The organism is Oceanobacillus sojae, assembly GCF_900162665.1.
GTDB classification, from domain to species: domain Bacteria; phylum Bacillota; class Bacilli; order Bacillales; family Amphibacillaceae; genus Oceanobacillus; species Oceanobacillus sojae_A.
Window position 1 is genome coordinate 1,120,744 of the sequence record NZ_LT727812.1, and the last position, 19,943, is coordinate 1,140,686.

Here is a 19,943-nt window from a genome sequence, read left to right on the forward strand (position 1 = left end):
TCGTTATTTATTCAATATGAATTATATACTAAGTAAGTATCTATAATGAAATGATAAATATACCACATATTTAATGCGTGTTCATAAATAAATTGACACTTTGTCAGTCATCTGTATATACTTAACCCAAGGAGGTATATTACATGAGAGATGTGAAATTGCCTGAAGTCAGAAAAGCAGAAATTTTAGATGCAGCAATGAAATTATTTACGGAAAAAGGCTATCTGCAGACGACGACCCAAAATATTATTAATGAAGTAGGAATCTCGCGCGGTCTGCTTTATTATCATTTTAAAAATAAAGAAGAAATTCTTTATATCCTGGTTGAAAAGTCTGTTAAGCCATTAATTGTGCAGATGGAGAAAATTGTAGAAGATACATCGTTAACTCCGCTGGAAAAGTTAAACCAGTTTTTACAGACAACCATTATTCAGGAAGACACCGTTACAGAAGAAACAGTCACGCTGCAGGAAACTGTCCAGCTGGAGGAAAATAGATATATGATGGATCGCTTTTATCATAAATTTATTGAAAAACTTCTCCCTTTATTTACACAAATTATTGAAGAAGGAAAAGAACAGAACATTTTTCAGGTAGATTACCCTTATGAAACTGCCCATTTTCTAGTAACTGGATATGTTTTTGTTTCCAATGATCTTAAGCTCAAGAAATCCAGTTTAGATGAAATGAAAGTTTATTTACAAGCTTTTAAAGAAGTCCTGGCAAAATCGCTGGATATTGAAGTATCTGCTTTAGAAGGATAACCAATGTATCTTACATCATTGGTTTCTTTTATCACTATAACTGACACTTTGTCAATCGGAGGGAAGCTATGTTAAAAGTTAATCATGTTTCTAAAATCTATGAAGATGGAACAAAAGCAATTACGGATATTAATCTCCACGTCCAAAGTGGTGATATCTATGGCTTTATCGGGGCAAACGGGGCTGGTAAATCTACGACTATCCAAGCAATTGTCGGTATCCATCCTTTTAATCAGGGTGAAATCTGGGTTGATGGCTATTCAATCAAAACTGACCCTGTTCACTGTAAAAAAAGAATCGCATTTATTCCGGATAATCCCGATTTATATGAGCATTTAACCGGGCTTCAGTACATCAGCTTTATCGCTGATATTTTCGAAGTCCCTCTTGCTGAGAGAAAACAATCCATTGAAAAATACAGTACCATTTTTGAAATGACAAGCAAACTCAATAACAGTATTGCTTCTTATTCTCACGGGATGAAACAGCGGATTGCGTTAATTGCTGCTTTAGTACATAAACCGGCATTATTTATATTAGATGAGCCCTTTGTCGGCTTAGACCCGACCGCTTCCTTTGAATTAAAAAGACTGATGCAGGTGCATGCAGAAAATGGCGGTGCTGTATTCTTTTCGACACATGTATTAGAGGTTGCCCAGAAGCTATGTAATAAAGTAGCTATTATTCATAAAGGAAGTCTTGTTAAAAATGGACTGATGAAAGATGTTGCCGGCTCAAAAAGCTTAGAAGAGATTTTTATGGAGGTTCGTAATGAATCAAAAAATATGGATATTATTCAAAAATGACCTTGTCAGCAGTATTCCATTCCATCAATTATTTCGTTCCGGGAAACAGGGAAACGGTATAAAAATTACTGTTGCTGTACTGTTTCTTATGGGAATATTTTTACTTGCTTATAATACATTAACAGCAAAAACCCTTGTCAGTCTGAATCAGGCAAATTTGATTCCCACATACATGCTTTCTGTTTCCAGTATCATGATGATTTTTTTATCACTTTTACGTGCAAACGGCACTATTTTTGGCAGCAGTGATTTTGAACAGCTGTCCACTTACCCAGTCAGTGAAAAAGAAATATTTATCAGCAAGGTGCTTCATTTATATTTCTTTCATTTACTGGTCAGTTTGCTTTTTACTATGCCAGTATTACTTGTTTGGGCGCCTGATGACGTGACATCTCCACTTTTAATTTTGCTGTTTTGTATTACAGCTCTGATTATACCTGTTATCCCTATTTGTATTGGTGTGATTTTTGGAAGTCTTGTTTATCGGCTGGCTGCTTATTTTCGACAGATGAATCTGATTGCCGTTTCTTTCTCTCTCATTCTTTTAGGTGTGTTCAGCTATTTTATTATGACACAATCTAACCAGACAAGTGAATTGCAGGATATAGGAGCATCTTTATACAGTCAAATGACAAATATTTATCTGCCATCTGTATTATTGCAGTTTGATAATATGGAGCATATTTTTCATATTCTTGCTTTTATTTTTATCAGTTGTTTACTGCTTGTTTTGCTGATTCTGACTGGCAGTAAATACTACCGGAAGCTAAACTTATGTCTTCTTGCTTTAAAAAGTAATAACAAGGTGAAGCAAAGAGCTATCAAACAGCGAAGCATTTTCTTTGCGCTTTGGAAGCAGGAAATAAATACTTTATTCAGTTCATACAACTACCTGCTCAATTCGATACTGGGTACCGTACTATTAATTTTTCTCAGTATGGCGCTGCTCTTGTTTGGGGTGGAAAAATCGTCAGCTGTTATTCCGATGTCTGTTTCTAGCGGGACAATAACAAATATATTCCCTATTTTTATTGCAGCTCTACTTCTGATAAGTAATCCAGCAACTGCAGCTCTATCGATGGAGGGAAATAAAATCTGGATCTTAAAAACACTACCTATTGAACAAAGAAGAGTAATTCATGCTAAATTAGCCTGTACCTTTTCCTTGCATTTTTCCGGTCTCTCGATAAGTGTCATTGCTTTTATTATCCGTCTTTCTCCAAATATGGAACAGCTGATATGGGTGATACTTATTCCTTTAAGCTATTCAGCTTTTATCACGACATTTGGATTAATGCTGAATTTTTCCTACCCTAATTTCAGCTGGAAAAATGATATGTATATCGTTAAACAAAGCCCGCCTGTTTTGATTTCAGCGTTGACCGGAATGGCAATGATAGTTGTACCGCTCGCGCTTATCCTGTTCCATGTGCTTCCGTTATATATTATTTACCTTGCCCTCTCCATTCTATTAATCTGTTTAGCTGTGATTTTCTATCGACGGACCTGCACAATAAAACTTATATAAGGAGAATGTTTATGAAAAAGGATATTATCGTATTTTTAATTATGTTTTTTGTTTTGTTTATCGTTATTTTATTTTTACCCGATTCGATTCCAATCCATTTTAATTGGCGGGGAGAAGCAGATATTGTAGTCCATAAATATTTTCTTTTGGCTGGAGTTATTATTCCTTATTCTGTTTATTGGCAGTTTTTTAGAGAAAAGAGAGATTGATATCTTTATACAAAAAAGGTCTTTTCCTTAAAATATAGAAAAGACCTTTTTCGTAGAACTATGCTTTCTCATTAACAGGCGTATGATCAGGAGATGTAAAACTCTCTTCATCTGCCTGTTTCTTATAATAACGGCGCTCCAATTTCTTACTTCTAAATGTTTTCTGTCCCGGGTGATGTGCCTCTGCAAAGCTGCCGCCGGTAACATCCTTCACAGTGTGTACAACTGTAAATGCATTTTCGTCAATACTGCTGACCAGCTTTTTCAGATAGAATAGCCGCTGTTTCGGAATAGCGACATAAATCAGGTTTTCCTCGACACCATCTGCATTTTTTTCTGCTTTTAATACAGTCGTATGTGTTCCCAGGCTCGTTTGCAGTGCATGCTCCACTTCTTCCGTTTTATTAGAAAATATATGCACCACTCTTTTAGCTTCAAAACCTTCTAACACATAGTCCGTTACCCTTTTTCCAATAAACAAAGCGAGCACCGTATACATTGTATAAAGCGGGCCAATTACAAAAATACCGGCAACGACAACAGAAGCATCTAACACAAAATTAGTTCCCGTTAATTCCCAGCCAAATTTATAGTTCAACATACGGGCAATGGTCGATGTTCCACCTGTGGTGCTTCCTGAACGGAAAATAAGTCCAAAGCCTGCACCAGTAAATACACCTGCAAAAATTGCTGCCAGAAGAGGGTCTGGTATTCCTGAAGTTAAATCTTCGAGGATATAAATAAAGAATGAAAATAGCGGTATAGTTATAAGTGATTTGATAATCATATCTTTCGGCAAATAACGAAAGCCGATTAAAAGAATCATTGCATTCAGAATAAGAGTAGTTAATGCAGGTGATATATCTGTTTCGTGGTAGATAAGCAGCGCCAGCCCGGGAACGCCTCCCTCCGCTAAGGAATTCGGCATCGCGAAAATGGCTACAGAAGCAGCAAAGAAAAAGGTGCCGGTAATTAGAAATAGATAGTTTTTCATACAAAACCCCTTTCTTAGTATGTTTTTTAATGCATTATTCCTTCCATAAATAGCATTATTCGTCCCTAAAAAACCTTTTCCATGTCAGACATGAAAAAGATTTTTTATGAAATAATATAAATGTTCTTATAACGCAACCAAAACCGCTTGCCGTTATCTGGAAAGTTTAGAACACACTCTTCTTACAAAGGCTACTTTACCCGAATTAAGAGCTAAATTCAATAGTTAGATAAAATTGCTTTGTTATCTAATAATATTTTAGAACAAACAGCCGATTATTATATAAAAAAGCTTCAGGCTTTATTTCTTCCCGAACTGTAGCAGACCATACATTTTATCAAATAAAAAGAATGCCCAGATATGTATTATACAATCTCGGCATTCTTTTTATTTAAAGCTGACAACCGTTGGAAGCAATCACTTTTTGATACCAGAAAAAGCTATCCTTTTTAATCCGCTCCAAGGTTTTAATATCCTTATCGTCACGGTCTATATATACAAACCCATATCTTTTTCTAAAACCGCTGGAGGTGCTTAACAAATCTATAAAGGACCATGGCATATATCCCCAAACTTCTACACCATCCTTGATTGCCAGTTGAAGCTGCCAGATATGGTCACGCAGAAAATCTATTCTTTCCTGATCATGGATTTGTTTATCCGCTGTTAGTTCATCCAATGTTCCAAGACCATTCTCAGTAATCATTAATGGAACCTGATAACGGTCATAAAGCTCATTTAATATATATCGAAACCCTATCGGATCAATTTCCCAATCCCACCTTGTTTTAGGTGTGAATGGATTAGTCATTCCTTCAAATAGCCCTGGGGTATTATCATATTGTGTATCATCATCTTGTCCATCATAATTCAATTTTAATTCTTTTTTATCCGCATCTTCCGGAATAAATTTTACAACACGAGACTGATAATAGTTAATTCCTATAAAGTCGGGTTTTGCAGATTGTATACATGTCATGTCTTCCGGCTCAACGGTTGGCTCTATTCCATTTTCCACAAGGTAATTCCATACAAAAGGTCTATATTCTCCTTTCATATATAAATCCATAAACAGATAAGTCCGCATTTCATCCGCATGTCTTGCTGCCAAAGTATCTTCTGGCTTGGGGCTGGCAGGATAATTAGGGATAATTCCTAAAGCCGGTCCAATTTTTGCATTTGGCAGCAGCGTACGACATAAATGAATTGCTTTAGCATGAGCCAATGTCATAATATGATTCATTTCATATTTCTGCTTCTCCAATGGTATATCAGGATTAAATTCCATCAGATATGGCAGCTGAAACATATTGCTTTGCTCATTAATGGTAAGCCAATAGTTTACATCATCAAAATATGTGAAAAGCACCTGACAGTATGCTTCAAAATCATCGATGACTTTTCTGGATGACCAGCCCCCGTATTCTTCTTGTAAACACTGAGGCAGATCAAAATGGTAAATGGTCACGATCGGTTCTATTTCATATTCTTTTAGTTTATTAATCAATTTACGGTAAAAATCTACGCCTTCTTGATTTATTTTCCCTCGGCCATCCGGCAATATTCGCGGCCAGGAAATAGAAAATCGGTATGCTTTCAATCCTAGCTCCTTCATCAGTGCAATATCTTTCTCCCAATATTGATAATGACCTGAAGCAATACTTGGATCAGCGTAATTTTTATTCATATTTTTTTCAACAACCGATAATGTTTTTCCATGCTTTAAATGAGCTCCCTCAATTTGGTAAGCAGCAGTTGCTGCCCCCCATAGAAAATCACTCGAAAATAAATGAGGTGCCTGAACAGACATCGGTATCACTTCCAATCAGCGTATTATTCACTTTCTAATTTCTTGATTCTTTGATCAAAGACCTTAGAAATCTTTAATAGATTTCTGGCTATATTCCATTCACTCATTACTGTCATCAGGTGATCCTGAGCATGTGTAAATAAAGTAGAATAAGGAACAGCTTCCCCTCTAGCCTCTTCTTGAATCGTTTCTGTTTGAGCTGAATGTGCTGCTGACATATGCTTTTTTGCTTTTGCTAATTTCGCTTCTGCCTCTTCGAATTTAAACGTTTCTACATCCTTCAAAGCAGCTTGAATATCAGCCCTTGCATCGCCGGCTCCTAATATAATTTTCATGGATACTTCTTGTAAACTTTCTGCATTATGTTGGCTCAAATCAAGCCCTCCTTAAATTAAATTAAACTTCCTCTGGCTGCTTTTCTTCATTTACTTTTTGATTGTCATATACTTTGACAAAAGGATACCAGATTATTAATGATACAACGAGATTAACCAGCAGAAGTAACAGTCCGCTAATATCTGTATTAACGAGATAGGTGGAAATTCCAATCGGCACATACCATAATTGCATTACCTCAGCAGGAAGCGTAATTACCCCCATTGAAAGAACGATATATGTGATTGCCGGAATGATAATACCATTCAGCCACATTGGAATCATAAGAATCGGATTAAAAGCTACAGGAGCACCAAATACAACCGGTTCATTAATATTAAAGATAGAAGGAACTATTGTTACCCTGCTGATTGCTTTCAAATGATTCGATTTGGCAATTAGCAGCATAATAATGACTAATGGCAATGTTGTTCCCATTCCACCAATCCATATCCATGCCATCATTGTTTCGAATGTATGAATAAAGGAAGGATCTGCTCCCTGACTTAATAGATTTGCATTTTGTTCAATTCCAGCCATCCATATTGGAAAAATAATCGGGTATAAAGCCCATGGACTAATGCCGAAAGAATATAGAAACACACTAATAAATGTGATAATAACAAAGCCTGCAAAGCTTTGACCGATATAGTTGAGCGGCTCGAACAGACTGAGGATGGCAGCATAAAGGTCAAAACTTCCGACAATTGTAAAAAGCCATGCAGCCAACAGTAATAACGTAATTGGTACAATCGTATCGAACCAGACAATAATAAAATCTGGCAATGAGCTTGATTCTTTAAAAAAGGACATTTTACTGAATAGATAGAACACAACACCAACAAGCAACCCGACAATAATTGCGACAAACATTCCATTTGCTCCAAATCTTTCAAAAGAAAAGATGATTTGTCCCTCATCATTAAATGTAGGAGAGAGCAAAAATAAAAACATTGCCGCACCCGTTAAACCTGCAACTAATTTCCGATCACTTTTCTTCAATTTTTCCATAATAAAATATGGTGTCAGAAAAGAAATGAACAGACTCATTAAACCAAATGAAAAATCACTGATAGGCTGCAGATTAGGCATATTAGGTATGAAATCATTTAAAATCATAATCAGTGTGATTAATGATCCAACGAGAATCAGCGGTAATACACCCATAATGGATTCTTGTATGGCAGATACCCAGGCATTTCTTGTGATCTTATTCATCTTAGGTGCAAATGACCGGTTCATATACTCAATCAATTTGTTCATGGTAATCCTCCTTATCCAGAATTATTCTAACCCAAGTTCTTTAACGATAATGTCAAGACCCTTATCTCCATTCAATGTTCCATAAGTCATTTGATCAATAACTTGATAAGGAATATTTGTATTTGAAAGCTGATCTGCTATATCGTCCTTTATATAGCTTAAATGTGGTGCAATTAATACCATGCTGATTCGATCCATATAATCAACCAGTTCTGATTCACCTCTTGCTATCACCTCTACCTCTAACCCTTTTTTCTTAGCAGACTTACGAATATTTTGAGCCAGGAAACCACTGGAAGCTCCACCACTGCAAATTAATAAAACTGTTTTTTTCATTTTGTTTTCCCCCTTGTTTTTGATGTACTTATATTATGCCAAGGATAAGGAATACTAACGAATATTCCTTTTGCCTACCTGCTGGCAATAGATTTATTTTCTTATCATGTAACGCCGGATTATAATGAAGTTAATTCTAAAAAGATTGTTTGAACAGAACGAAGGGAGGGGAATTCTAATGAAGGAAAAAAACATTGAAGCACTCATTCATTTATTAGAGGAACACAGCGACTGGATGAAATCAAAACAAATACTAACTTATTTAAATATTTCGCCCCGGACCTTGAGGAACTATATCCAGTATATTAATGAACAGTATAGTCACTTATTTATCATAGAATCTTCAAGTGCAGGTTATCGTCTGAAAAAAATAGAAAATAATGAAACTATACAACCAGAGAATAAACCCTTTGAAAATAGAATGTACTTCATTTTACAAAGACTCGTTTTAGCCAAGAACGGTGTGGATATATTTGATTTAAGTGATGAGTTATTTGTAAGCGTTCCAACTATTGAAAAGGATTTAATAGAATGCCGGAAATTTATTAAAAGCTACGATTTGGCTATTGAAAGAGCAAAAGATTTTTTGTTTTTAAGAGGTAAAGAAATAGATAAGCGTAAAATAATGCGTGTGATTTATACTAAAGAATATAATACAACCTTTTACAACATTATTGACTTAGAGAAGTCATTTGGTTATGAGCTGGGTGACTTCAAAAAAAAGCTGCTGCAAATTATTCAAAGTCACGATTATGATATTAATGAATATACCCTTGGCAATATTATCTATCATATTGTTGTTTCCATTGAACGAATGCAGGATAATCAATATGTGCATTATCATGTCTATCCTTTTAAAGAAAAATTCATTTCAATAAAGATTGTTCATGAAATACAACACTTAATTGAATCTTATTTTCAAGTCCAAATGGATGAAAATGAATTATATTATCTGCAGGCACTGATAAGCAGTAAAACAACGAATACTCTTGAAGAGACTGGAAATGATGCTCAAACCCGATATCTGGATTTAGTCAATCGAATTATCCAAAAGGTTAACGAGAGCTATTTAATCAGCTTGGATGATGAAGAGTTCAAAACCAAATTTGCTTTGCATGTTCAAAATATGGTGATTAGAGCTTCGAATAATTTTTCTTTTGAAAATCCGCTTACGCAGTCTATTAAAAGCTCTTCACCATTGATTTATGATTTATCTGTCTATATTGCCAATCTTCTCTCTGAAGAATTAAACATTCAATTGCCTGAAGATGAAATAACCTATATTGCTTTGCATGTGGGGAGTTGTTTGGAATTAAAACAAAAAAATAATGAGTCTATAAATGTCATTCTTATTTGTCCTGCCTATAACAATTTACACTTGGTAATAAAAGAGAAGCTGGAGCATTATTTTGCGAATCAACTGGTTATTTCAAAAATAATAACCAGGATTGATAAGGAGATAACTGAGATGCATGGAGATTTAATTATTTCTACTGTAAATCTTCCATTTGACCTTCATACAAAAGAGGTGCTTATTAATACCTTTATGGATGCGGATGATATTTTAAAAATACAAACACAGGTAAACAAGATAAAGCATGATAAAAAACAGCAGCAAATCAAGCGAAACCTTATCTCATTATTTGATAAAAGACTTTTTATCCTGAGTGATAAAGCCTTTAAAGATGAATTTGAAGTCATTCGTTTTATTACGGAAAAAATGGCTTCCTTGCAGCTGGTTGAACGACATTTTGCTCAGGACGTTATAAAAAGAGAAAATCTATCGTCTACCGCTTTTAATAATATTGTTGCTGTCCCCCATTCTATAAATATGGACGCATTGCAAACAGCCATTGCTGTATTGATAACGAAACAGCCTATCCCTTGGGGAGACGCTTCAAATATAAAAATTGTCTCTTTAATTGCTATGAACTATAATGAACGAAACCTTTACCGTGATATTTACGATGAATATATTAAAATTCTGTCTAACCCCAAAAATGTGAACAAATTGGCCAATTCAAGATCTTATGAAGGTTTTATTGATCAGTTGATCGATTTTATTGACAAGCAGACAGACTAATTAAAAAAATGAAGGAGAACGCTATTTTCTCCGTTCTCCTTCAAAATACATGATATATAATTAACCTTCTAAATTCACAAGCACTCTCCCTAAATGATTGCTTTCAAATACTGCTGGCAATAACTCCGGCAATTCTTCCAGCGCTGCTTCCCTATAAACTAAATCCTCAAGATTATCTAATTTTAAATCTCCAGCTAAACGCTCCCATATCTGCTTCCGTTCTTCCATCGGGCAATATACGGAATCAATTCCAAGCAGAGAAACTCCGCGTAAAATAAACGGGAAAACAGATGAAGGGAGCGCTACTCCTGCTGCCATTCCACTGACAGCAACACTGCCCCGGTATTTCATTTGTGCTAATAAGGAAGCTAACGGCTCTCCGCCAACCGCATCAATTGCAGCAGCCCACTTTTGTTTGTCGAGCTTTTTCAGCTTTCCGTTATAAATCTCTTTTCTATCAATAACTTCTGCTGCACCCAACTGCTGCAAATAATCCTTTTCAGAGTCTTTTCCAGTGCTGGCCGCTATGTGATACCCTTTCTTTTTCAAGAGAGAAATAGCAACACTTCCTACACCGCCTGTAGCTCCAGTGACAAGAACGGTACCATTTTCCGGTTTCAAGCCATTCTCCTCTAATCTTTGCACAGATAAAGCAGCTGTAAAACCGGCTGTTCCTAAGATCATGCTTTCTTTTAAGCTTAAGCCTTCCGGGAGAGGTACGATCCATTCGGCCGGAACACGTGCATACTCACTGTAGCCTCCAAAATGGGAAACACCTAATTCATAGCTGGTAACAATAACAGGATTCCCCGCCTTATAGCGGTCATCTTTGGAATCAGCCACTTCTCCTGCCAAATCAATGCCCGGAATAAAAGGATAGTCCTTTACAATATTGCCATTAGGATGAGCAGCAAGCCCATCTTTATAGTTAATTCCGCTATATTTTACTTTGACCAGAACCTCCCCCTCAGGTAAATCGGAAGGTTCGATTTCTTTTACATTTAGATTCAAGTTCTCATTTTCTTTTTCTATTACAAGTGCTTTAAATGTGTCTGCCATGATATAACCTCCTTCTAACTATCTATTCTAATTGATTATTCCCTGAATTTAGGTGCTTCAATCCTTTATCTGAATAACTATCCGGATTTAATAAATGGATTTCATCATAATAATGCAGTGTTCGTTTCGTTACGCCAGTTATGGCAATCATATCCTTAACGGTGTAGTATGGTTTCTTCATCCCAATATTCTTTCACCTCACTTAATATTTCATCAGCCGGGAGTGTTGTTGCTTCTACAATGGATTTTCCCGTTTTTTGCAGATAATACTTCATTAAATAATATCCACATACATATCCGGCGCTGTGTGGTACCCCTATTGCTGGTAAGCCTTGTAATTTAGTAACTTCATCCCCATAAAGATATGGCATGATTTGCGGTAATCCTGTTATTCCTAAATGTTCTCTTAAGATAGGTTTAATAACATGATTCAGTGTGTTGGCATCTGTTTTACTGACCCACGGCCCAATTAAATCTTCTCCATATAGATAAGTCGCAAAATTTTCAGCTAGTCCTTCACTGACAATTAATTCTCCAAGGTTAATTTTATCATTCCATTTAATAAACTGGTAACGGACATTATGATTACATTCATGTGCTAAAGCAGGTTTTAATCGTTTTAATGTGTACTCATTTGGAAGCAAACTAAGAAAAATATAACCGGGAATTCCGCCTTCTCCACTGTATCCTTCATTCAGCCGCAGGATTTCGCTGTCAGGATTCCCTAACAAAACCGTAAATAAATAATCAGACACAGGCAAATTAATACCACGCTTAGTAAATTGATTTAAGCTATGCTCCATCGCCTGCTTTAACTCCTCCCATAATTTATCAGAGGAAATCAGTTTAAGCTCTGGTTCTATTTCCGGTGTTATCATCTCTGGTGCCAGATGAGCCATATTATTTATCGTCATCACATCAAATCCATTTTCCTCCTCTGCCCGGAATGGGATCTGCTGTATTTCCCATTTTTTCATGTAGGGAGCTAGCATTTTTTGACGGTACAATTCTTTTTTTTCTTCTGGCGGGCAAGCGATAATCTCCCTATAAATCTTCTCTGATCGTAATATGTTGATATTCATTTATCTCACACCTTTTCATATTTTGTTTATAACTTAAAGCATTACGTAACGTGAAGGTCAAGTAAAAATTCAAAAAAGAACCCCAGCGGTATCTGAGATTCTTCTTTATATTCTTCAATGGATAATTTAAATCATTCAAATATCTACAATTTAAAAATTATTTCACTTGTTCCTCCAGCTTACTTATCCTTTCTTCCAGCTGTTCCGCTCTTTCATCCAGGCGTTTCACATCGATTAGCTGCTGAATTTTCTGCTCCAGCCGGTCTATCTTTCTTTCTAATCTGCTAATGCTGTCTGTATCATTTTGTGATGATTCAAAATAAGTGTTGGGGAAAATAGATGCAAGCTTTTCATTTTCTTCTGTTACTTCAAAACGGATACTGTAATCCTCCCCTGCTACTTCTTTTATGGCGTCAGTAATCAATGTACTATAATTTGTCTCCAGCCAATCTATTGTAAATGCATTGGACGAATAAATCGTGAAGACATCGTCTTCTAATTCTGCCGAAGTATTTTTAAACCATGTATTAAAACTGGGTTTGGATATTTGAGAGCTTATTTTTTCTAATACTTTTTTCCATATGTCCATTGAATTTTCCTCTTGTATGTTTTATTCAAAGTTATCAGCTGGTTTTCATTCACTGCCTGCATATTATTCTTCAAACAAAAACATCGAAATAATTATAATAAGATTGCATTTACTTCTTCACCATGCTGTTCATAATAAAATTCCGAAATTTTTTCATCGACAAACACCCTGTACATTTCCAGAAAATCATTAGCCAGCGTATAATCTGGCAGTTCATCCTTTTCAATCCAGAATACCTCTCCTTCATCAGAGCTTGTTAATTCTCCGGAAAAGGTTGCTGTTTTATAAAACAAAACTACATATCTCTCATCTTGATCAGTCTGAAATTGCTTCGTCCCGCACAAGACAGGATTTTTAATATGTAAGCCCGTCTCTTCCTCTACTTCCCGTACAACTGCGTCATGAAAGGACTCTCTTTTTTCAATATGTCCTCCCGGAAAAGTAATACCCGGCCAGTTTGGATTCTGTCTGTTCTGAACTAAAATTTGCCCTTTCTCATTTTCAATCATACACATGTTAGTAAAAATTGCTGTCTCAGATTTTCCCATTTGAATCCCCTTTCCCTTTTATCTATCATTTTCATTAATATCTAGTATACCATTGCGCAAAGATCGATAAAGCGATATTATGTTATGATTGAAACAAATCCTGTATCAAAATTATAATAGAATCTACAGAAAGAAGGCATAAAAATGAAGATAGATATTCCTAAAATTTCACCTGTATTAACAGAAAAAAGATTTACCGATATTTTTTATGATGAGGATCCTTTGCTGGAAACCTGCGAAATTACTGGAGCTGATTTCACCAATGAAGTTGTGGAACGTGTACGGATTTACGATGCAGTCTTAAAAAATTGTCAATTCAATCAGACCGATTTTGGCAATATAGAGCTGACAGATGTCCGTTTCGAAAATTGTGACCTCTCAAATGTGAACTTGACAAAATCCTCAATTCACCGCGTGGAGTTTATTCATTGCAAGCTGGTCGGCTGTGAATTTCCGGAGTCCTCCATCGGCAATGTCAGATTTGATGATTCCACACTGAATCTGGCCACTTTCGGAAACGCCAAACTGGAAAAGGTCATATTTAATGAAGCAGTATTAACGAATGTGGATTTTTATAATTGCAAATTCAAAAAAATAGAGTTTAACCGCTGTGATCTAAATGATGCTAACTTTGAAGAGACCTCTCTGAAGGGAATAGATATCAGCTCGCTCCTCCAGCTTTGAAGCATTGACTGTTTCTCTGGAAAGTTTAAAAGGCTGTAAAGTGTCTTCCTATCAAGCAATTCAGTTTGCTTCTTTGATTGGATTAGTGGTTAAGGAATAAGAAAAAATCTTTCCTGATAACATCGGGAAAGATTTTTTTCTGCTGATATTTACTGTAATTATAACCGTGCTATGATAAAATGGGAAACACATTGTGAAGTAGTGAACTTGCATTCAGAATAATAATGCAAACAGGATTATTATTTCAGCACTCAAAGCTATTTCCATCCAGAGGTGAAATCATCATGAAAAAAGCGTTAAAGTTCTTATTATTTTCTATTGGAGCACTCTTATTTTTAACTTCTTTACCATTAAGCACAAAAATGATCATGGAGCTTATACATAACCAAAAAATGAATGCAGCGTATGAGATTACAGATGTGAGTACAGGGAAGCCGCCTACTGAATCTACATTTCATTTTAATGATCACATAATAGAAACAGAGGAAACTGTAAAAATAGAGAATAGCCATAGAGACCCTTGGAGCAGAAAAATGAGCATCGCAGATTTATCATTGAAAATTGACGGTGAAGAGCTGGATAAATTGAAAGATTATCCTGTCAGAATGGAAGAAGCAGGATTAAACCGGTACTATGGAGAAATTGCCTATTTAACCCTGGAGGATAAAAGTAATGATAAAACGCAATTCATTATACTTTTAAAGAAAACAAGAGAAGTTGAAAAAGAAATGCCAGACGGAGATATAATTGGCAGAGTTCCAGATGAAAAATTAAAATACACCGCACATATGTTAGATGAAAACGGCAATATAAATAAGACTTCTTTCAGCTTCTCTAATCGTGATGCTTTACAAACAGAGCTGCTTTCTGCCGGCTCTTTGGCTCCTTATCCAATTGGATATTATACCGATGCGTGGGAGAGTATTCCTACAATATTTTTCCCTATCCTATTTCCATTCGTAACCTTAGCTGGGGGATTTATACTGTTGGTTCTCTTCTTTCTTATTAGACAAGGAGAGAAACTAAACAGGATAGCTTGATTTAAATGTTTATTTACCTTATTTTGTGGTATATTTTTAGTGTACTAACTTTATCGGAAAAGGGGTTTTAAAATGGTAAAGCACGTAAAATTAGGTAAATCTGATATTTCGGTAAATCCAATCGGCTTAGGCACCAACGCTGTAGGCGGGCATAATATCTATCCTGATATGCTTGATGAGGAACAGGGAAAAGATGTTGTCCGTACAGCACTGGATAATGGTATCAATATGCTGGATACTGCATTTATTTATGGGCCTGAGCGCTCTGAAGAATTAATTGGCGAGGTTCTTAAAGAATATAACCGGGAAGAAGCTGTTCTGGCAACGAAGGCAGCACAGAAATTTGTCGGCAGTGATGTAGTAATTGACAATTCACCTGCATTTTTAAAACAATCTGTGCATGATGCGTTGAAACGGCTGCAGACAGATTATATTGATTTGTTTTATATCCATAACCCGGATGAGAATACACCAAAAGCAGAAGCTGTTGGTGCTCTAAAAGAATTAAAAGATCAAGGAAAAATCCGCTCTATCGGTGTTTCTAACTTCTCACCCAAACAATTGAAGGAAGCAAATCAGGATGGCTATGTAGATGTATTTCAAGGAGAATATAATTTATTAAAACGAGATGCCGAGAAAGACTATTTCCCTTATACAGCGGAGAATCAAATTACTTTTATTCCTTACTTCCCACTGGAATCAGGATTATTAGCAGGTAAATATAATAAAAATGCTACTTTCTCAGACTTAAGAGCAAAAAATCCAAATTTCCAGGGTCAGCAGTTTGCAGATAATCTTGAAAAAGTAGATCAGATAAGAAAAGTTGCTGATAAATATGGTGAGGAGGTCGCTCATATTGTGTTGGCCTGGTATTTCTCTCAACCATCTGTTGATGTAATTATCCCTGGCGCAAAACGTCCGGAACAGGTACTAAGCAATCAAAGAGCAGCTGAAATTTCTTTATCTGAAGAGGATATTCAAAAAATCAGCGATATCTTTGCATAACCAATGAAACAAAAAACCCACTTAATGTTTTTAAAGTGGACCCCATGTCAAGGACATTTAGAAAAAAACCACTAACTTTTTTTACAGCTACCTCTTATGCTTGTTCCATAGGAGGAGCGGTGGCAAGTCAAAGCACACGCTCAAAACTTAGAGCGTGTGCTTTTGTCATCCATTAAAAATATGAAGAGACATTATTTATCAAGTTTGAAAGCATTAGAGTTTTCCGTTTTCCAAGAAGAGCACAAAAATGGTGTTTACCCTAATTGGATGAGAAGATATTTTGAATCTTTAACGGAGGGGGAACAATGGGATTACTTTCTTGCCTATCGAAACGTTGCCGATCAAATGGTATCGGAATCCTATCTTGTGGATCACTTAAAATGGATATTAAAGTATCCAACCATTGAGTTAGAGTATAATATATATGCTAAGGCAGTATTTGATCCTGATTTTTATGAGAGTGACGTATTTCGACCAGGAAAATGGGATAAATTACAGGAAAAATATGCAGCACGACTCCACCAGGAGGAGGAAGAAATTAATCTGGCAGAGGAACGACGACGGGCAACTCTGGCGTTTTCACCAAAGAAGCCAGAGGATACACTCCCGTTTTAATAAAAGCTGCATATTGATTAGGAGATAACTTTGCAAGATCCCATTGATACCGTTCGTTATTGTAGTAATCCATATAGTCATCGATTTTGATAGAAATCGCTACAAAAGTCAGTACATTGCTTAGATCACCCAGCTCGTCTTTCATGTGACCAAAGAAAGATTCTTGCGGTGCATTATCCCAACAATTCCCGCGACGTGACATGGACTGCCGTAATTCTTTATCATTGAGTAGCGATTGAAATTGCATACTGGTATAGTGGACGCCCTGATCGGAATGGATCAGGGTTTTCTGCTTTTTAGGGATGGCATGGTTTTCGATTAATTGTTCAATCATCTCTAAAACAAAATCCACTTCTAACGATTCACTCAGTATGTAAGAAAGAATTTGATTAGTAAACGCATCTTTAACAGTCGCTAAATAGGCTTTCTTCCCTTGTCCAAAATAGAGATAAGTAATATCCGTAAGCAGGACCGTTTTCGGACCATATGCTTTAAATTGGCGTTCTAAATGATTCGGTTTCGTCGCATGTTCTTTTCTGGCTTTGGCCATTCGTTTGTAAGGATTTGGTTTTCTAATTGGACAGACAAGGTTGTATTTATTCATCAAGCGTTGAATTTTTTTGCGGTTCATGACAATTCCTGTTTGAAGCAAACGCATATAGATGCCTCTGGAACCCTTGGCATATCCACGATATTGATAGGCTGCTAGAATCAATTCAAAATCCTTACGATCTTGCTTCTCTCTTTCTTCTCGCTCTTCTGCTCGTTCCAACCATGCATAATAGCCGGAACGGGATATTTGGGCAATGTCACAAAGCCACTTGATATTCAAGAGATTATTATCTCTTCCTGTCAATGCTTGGATGAGTTGATATTTTTCTTGGGCAAAGTTTTTGTGGCTTGACGGTTGATATAATTCATTTTTTTTAAAGCCTCAATTTGTTGTTTTTGTAAAGCGACTTGATGTTTTAGATAAGTGATTTCTTCTTCAGAAGTACGCTCTTTCGTTTGACGGCGTCCAGAATGTTGTGCACGCAAATCCGTAAAACCTTCTATTCTATCCGCCATTTTTCGAATACGTTTAGAAAAGCTGTTAATTCTTTCTTTTCCCACTACCTTCGTATCAAAGCCAGCTTCTCTAAATATTTGTGTAGGAAGCTTTCCACGATGCTGTTCATCCATAAAATGTTGCTTAAAGACTTCAGAGTACGTAATCGCTTTGTTGGAGACCTTATCCACATATGGATTCCTTCTCAGCTCTTCTACCTGTTCGTTCGAAAAATAATGCACTCCCATGTAATCAACTCCCCCTTATAGTCATTATAAAATAAACATACGACAAAGAACCCTATAAAACAGAAACGGATAGATGGTTTTTTTATCCGTGTCTATTTTATAGGGTCCAGTTTATTTTTTATTAAAACAATAAGCGGGTTTTTTAGTGATAAAGTGATTATCTTTGCAAATTACTTATATTTACAGATGTTTGCTGACAAAACGTTTCATGCGCTTTGTAGCTTCCTGCAGATTATCCATCGAAGTCGCATAGGAACAGCGAATATGTCCTTCTCCTCCTGCACCAAAAATATCTCCTGGCACGACAGCGACATGCTCTTCATATAATAATTTTTCCGCAAATTCCTCAGATGTTAATCCAGTGGCTTTAATAGATGGAAAGGCATAAAATGCGCCTCCTGGCATATGACATGCTAAGCCCATCTCTGCAAAAGATTCTACAAAAAATCCGCGTCTCTGCTTATAAGACTGCTTCATTCTCTCCACATCATCCATTCCGCTCTTCAAGGCTTCCAGTGCCCCGTACTGCGCCATTGTCGGTGCACACATTAAGCTGTACTGATGCAGCTTCAGCATTGCAGCCAATAAATCAGGAGGAGCCATTACAAAGCCTAAGCGCCACCCCGTCATCGCAAATGCTTTGGAGAACCCTGATATTAATATTGTCCTCTCCTTCATACCTTCAAGTGCTGCAAAACTGACGTGCTGGTTATCATAGCTTAATTCAGCGTAAATCTCATCAGAAAACACGATTAAATCATGCTCTTCAGCCAATACCGCTATTTCTTGCAAATCCTCTCTCAGCATAACAGCGCCGGTCGGGTTATTCGGAAAACTGATCATTAATGCCTTTGTATTTGCCGTAATCGCAGCCCTAATCTGCTCAGCCGATACTTTGAAATCATCCTCTATCCTTGTTCCTACAGAAACGGGCACACCGCCTGCCATTGATACCAGTGGAGAATAGGATACAAATCCAGGTTCTACTATTATCACTTCATCACCCGGGTCTAAAATAGCACGGCAGCCAATATCAATTGCTTCACTTGCTCCAACCGTTACCAGTACTTCTGTTTCTGCGTCATAATCCACATCAAAACGATTATACATATATTTTGTAATTTCCTGTCTCAATTCGAGTACACCGGCATTTGCTGAATAAGCAGTAAATCCTCTTTCCATAGAAGAAATACTGGCCTCACGGATATTCCATGGTGTAATAAAATCCGGCTCCCCGACACCTAAAGAAATAATGTTATCCATGGAGGAAGCCAAATCGAAAAATCTCCGGATACCCGATGGCTGAATGTCCTGTACACGTGACGATAAGCGGCTTTTGGTTTTTACATTTAATGGACTCATGGTGTCACCACAATTCTGCGATCTTCTTCGCCCTCTTCAAAGACAATTCCATCATGCTTATATTTTTTCAACTGAAAATGTGTTGTTGTTGAAATCACAGAATCTATCGATGAAAGTTTTTCAGAAACAAAACGGGCAATCTCCTGCATCGTTTTTCCTTCTATTACTACTTGAAGATCATAAGCTCCTGACATTAGATACAAAGCCTGCACCTCAGTAAAACGGTAAATTCGCTCTGCTACCTCATCAAATCCGACCCCGCGTTTTGGTGTTACCTTTACATCAATCATCGCTGTTACCTGCTCAGCCTGCGGTACCTTACTCCAGTCCACGACAGTCGAATAGTTTAAGATAACTTTCTTTTCTTCCAACTTTTTTAATATCGCTTTAATTTCTTCTTCATTTATACTTGTCATTTTCGCTAATGTATTTAAATCAATTCGTGCATCTTCTTCTATAATTCTCAATATTTCTAATTCTTTATCTGTCATTACC

At 36.5% G+C, this 19,943-nt stretch carries 22 protein-coding genes and 1 pseudogene; 9 read left to right on the forward strand and 14 right to left on the reverse strand.

Annotated elements, in window-relative coordinates; all coding sequences use genetic code 11:
• Positions 1-143 precede the first annotated feature (143 nt).
• The 4 genes from BN1068_RS16355 to BN1068_RS16370 all read left to right on the forward strand — a co-directional run bounded on the left by BN1068_RS16355 (position 144) and on the right by BN1068_RS16370 (position 3,307).
• Positions 144-764, forward strand: a complete 621-nt coding sequence (locus BN1068_RS16355) for a TetR/AcrR family transcriptional regulator (RefSeq protein ID WP_077603886.1) — start codon at positions 144-146, stop codon at positions 762-764.
• Positions 765-832: 68 nt separating this feature from the next.
• Complete coding sequence (locus tag BN1068_RS16360; protein ID WP_077603887.1) at positions 833-1,570, forward strand: ABC transporter ATP-binding protein; 738 nt, start codon at positions 833-835, stop codon at positions 1,568-1,570.
• Positions 1,536-3,098, forward strand: a complete 1,563-nt coding sequence (locus BN1068_RS16365; RefSeq protein ID WP_077603888.1) for a hypothetical protein — start codon at positions 1,536-1,538, stop codon at positions 3,096-3,098. Before BN1068_RS16360 ends, BN1068_RS16365 begins: the two co-directional genes overlap by 35 nt.
• Before the next feature lie 11 nt (positions 3,099-3,109).
• Positions 3,110-3,307: a DUF1648 domain-containing protein gene (locus tag BN1068_RS16370; RefSeq protein WP_186813584.1), complete on the forward strand. Its 198-nt coding sequence runs from the start codon at positions 3,110-3,112 to the stop codon at positions 3,305-3,307.
• A 58-nt stretch (positions 3,308-3,365) separates the two neighbouring features.
• On the opposite strand, the gene BN1068_RS16375 is transcribed toward BN1068_RS16370, so the two are convergent.
• From BN1068_RS16375 to BN1068_RS16395, 5 genes are all read right to left on the reverse strand, one after another.
• A complete protein-coding gene (locus BN1068_RS16375; RefSeq protein WP_077603890.1) occupies positions 3,366-4,301 on the reverse strand; it encodes a YitT family protein in 936 nt (311 codons plus the stop codon).
• Between the two features lie 391 nt (positions 4,302-4,692).
• Positions 4,693-6,111, reverse strand: coding sequence for a glycoside hydrolase family 1 protein (locus tag BN1068_RS16380; RefSeq protein WP_077603891.1), 1,419 nt, complete (start codon positions 6,109-6,111; stop codon positions 4,693-4,695).
• Between the two features lie 23 nt (positions 6,112-6,134).
• The gene (locus BN1068_RS16385) at positions 6,135-6,485 is read right to left on the reverse strand and encodes a PTS lactose/cellobiose transporter subunit IIA (protein WP_246145088.1); all 351 of its coding nucleotides are present in this window, start codon (positions 6,483-6,485) and stop codon (positions 6,135-6,137) included.
• A gap of 22 nt (positions 6,486-6,507) precedes the next feature.
• A complete protein-coding gene (locus BN1068_RS16390; RefSeq protein WP_077603892.1) occupies positions 6,508-7,749 on the reverse strand; it encodes a PTS sugar transporter subunit IIC in 1,242 nt (413 codons plus the stop codon).
• Between the two features lie 21 nt (positions 7,750-7,770).
• Positions 7,771-8,085: a PTS sugar transporter subunit IIB gene (locus tag BN1068_RS16395; RefSeq protein WP_077603893.1), complete on the reverse strand. Its 315-nt coding sequence runs from the start codon at positions 8,083-8,085 to the stop codon at positions 7,771-7,773.
• 178 nt (positions 8,086-8,263) lie between these two features.
• On the opposite strand from BN1068_RS16395, the gene BN1068_RS16400 reads away from it, so the two are divergent.
• Entirely contained in the window at positions 8,264-10,168 is a 1,905-nt protein-coding gene (locus BN1068_RS16400; RefSeq protein ID WP_175637176.1) for a BglG family transcription antiterminator, read from the forward strand.
• Between the two features lie 60 nt (positions 10,169-10,228).
• Here BN1068_RS16400 and BN1068_RS16405 read toward each other — a convergent pair whose 3' ends face one another.
• The 5 genes from BN1068_RS16405 to BN1068_RS16425 all read right to left on the reverse strand — a co-directional run bounded on the left by BN1068_RS16405 (position 10,229) and on the right by BN1068_RS16425 (position 13,446).
• Positions 10,229-11,227, reverse strand: a complete 999-nt coding sequence (locus BN1068_RS16405) for an acrylyl-CoA reductase family protein (protein WP_077603895.1) — start codon at positions 11,225-11,227, stop codon at positions 10,229-10,231.
• A gap of 22 nt (positions 11,228-11,249) precedes the next feature.
• Positions 11,250-11,408, reverse strand: a complete 159-nt coding sequence (locus BN1068_RS23370) for a MerR family DNA-binding transcriptional regulator (protein WP_077603896.1) — start codon at positions 11,406-11,408, stop codon at positions 11,250-11,252.
• The gene (locus BN1068_RS16415; RefSeq protein WP_077603897.1) at positions 11,383-12,309 is read right to left on the reverse strand and encodes a DUF2268 domain-containing putative Zn-dependent protease; all 927 of its coding nucleotides are present in this window, start codon (positions 12,307-12,309) and stop codon (positions 11,383-11,385) included. The genes BN1068_RS23370 and BN1068_RS16415 overlap by 26 nt, the downstream gene beginning before the upstream one ends.
• Before the next feature lie 157 nt (positions 12,310-12,466).
• Positions 12,467-12,898 carry a DnaA N-terminal domain-containing protein gene (locus BN1068_RS16420; RefSeq protein ID WP_077603898.1) on the reverse strand — a complete coding sequence of 144 codons (432 nt, stop codon included), beginning with the start codon at positions 12,896-12,898 and terminating at the stop codon, positions 12,467-12,469.
• Positions 12,899-12,990: 92 nt separating this feature from the next.
• Entirely contained in the window at positions 12,991-13,446 is a 456-nt protein-coding gene (locus BN1068_RS16425) for an 8-oxo-dGTP diphosphatase (RefSeq protein ID WP_077603899.1), read from the reverse strand.
• A 144-nt stretch (positions 13,447-13,590) separates the two neighbouring features.
• Here BN1068_RS16425 and BN1068_RS16430 point away from each other — a divergent pair.
• The 4 genes and pseudogenes from BN1068_RS16430 (at position 13,591) to BN1068_RS16445 (ending at position 16,790) form a co-directional block, all read left to right on the forward strand.
• Positions 13,591-14,230 (forward strand): annotated as a pseudogene (locus BN1068_RS16430) (pentapeptide repeat-containing protein).
• A 184-nt stretch (positions 14,231-14,414) separates the two neighbouring features.
• Entirely contained in the window at positions 14,415-15,170 is a 756-nt protein-coding gene (locus BN1068_RS16435) for a hypothetical protein (RefSeq protein WP_077603900.1), read from the forward strand.
• Positions 15,171-15,242: 72 nt separating this feature from the next.
• Positions 15,243-16,175 (forward strand): aldo/keto reductase, encoded by a 933-nt coding sequence (locus tag BN1068_RS16440; protein WP_077603901.1) that lies wholly within the window; start codon positions 15,243-15,245, stop codon positions 16,173-16,175.
• A gap of 162 nt (positions 16,176-16,337) precedes the next feature.
• A complete protein-coding gene (locus BN1068_RS16445) occupies positions 16,338-16,790 on the forward strand; it encodes a hypothetical protein (protein ID WP_139344854.1) in 453 nt (150 codons plus the stop codon).
• Here the strand turns inward: BN1068_RS16445 and BN1068_RS16450 are convergent.
• From BN1068_RS16450 to BN1068_RS16465, 4 genes are all read right to left on the reverse strand, one after another.
• Positions 16,714-17,622 carry an IS3 family transposase gene (locus BN1068_RS16450; protein WP_254846794.1) on the reverse strand — a complete coding sequence of 303 codons (909 nt, stop codon included), beginning with the start codon at positions 17,620-17,622 and terminating at the stop codon, positions 16,714-16,716. The genes BN1068_RS16445 and BN1068_RS16450 overlap by 77 nt on opposite strands.
• A 20-nt stretch (positions 17,623-17,642) precedes the next feature.
• Entirely contained in the window at positions 17,643-18,086 is a 444-nt protein-coding gene (locus tag BN1068_RS16455) for an HTH domain-containing protein (protein WP_077603904.1), read from the reverse strand.
• Between the two features lie 180 nt (positions 18,087-18,266).
• Entirely contained in the window at positions 18,267-19,448 is a 1,182-nt protein-coding gene (locus BN1068_RS16460; RefSeq protein ID WP_077603905.1) for an aminotransferase, read from the reverse strand.
• A complete protein-coding gene (locus BN1068_RS16465; RefSeq protein ID WP_077603906.1) occupies positions 19,445-19,939 on the reverse strand; it encodes an Lrp/AsnC family transcriptional regulator in 495 nt (164 codons plus the stop codon). The genes BN1068_RS16460 and BN1068_RS16465 overlap by 4 nt, the downstream gene beginning before the upstream one ends.
• Between the last annotated feature and the right edge of the window lie 4 nt (positions 19,940-19,943).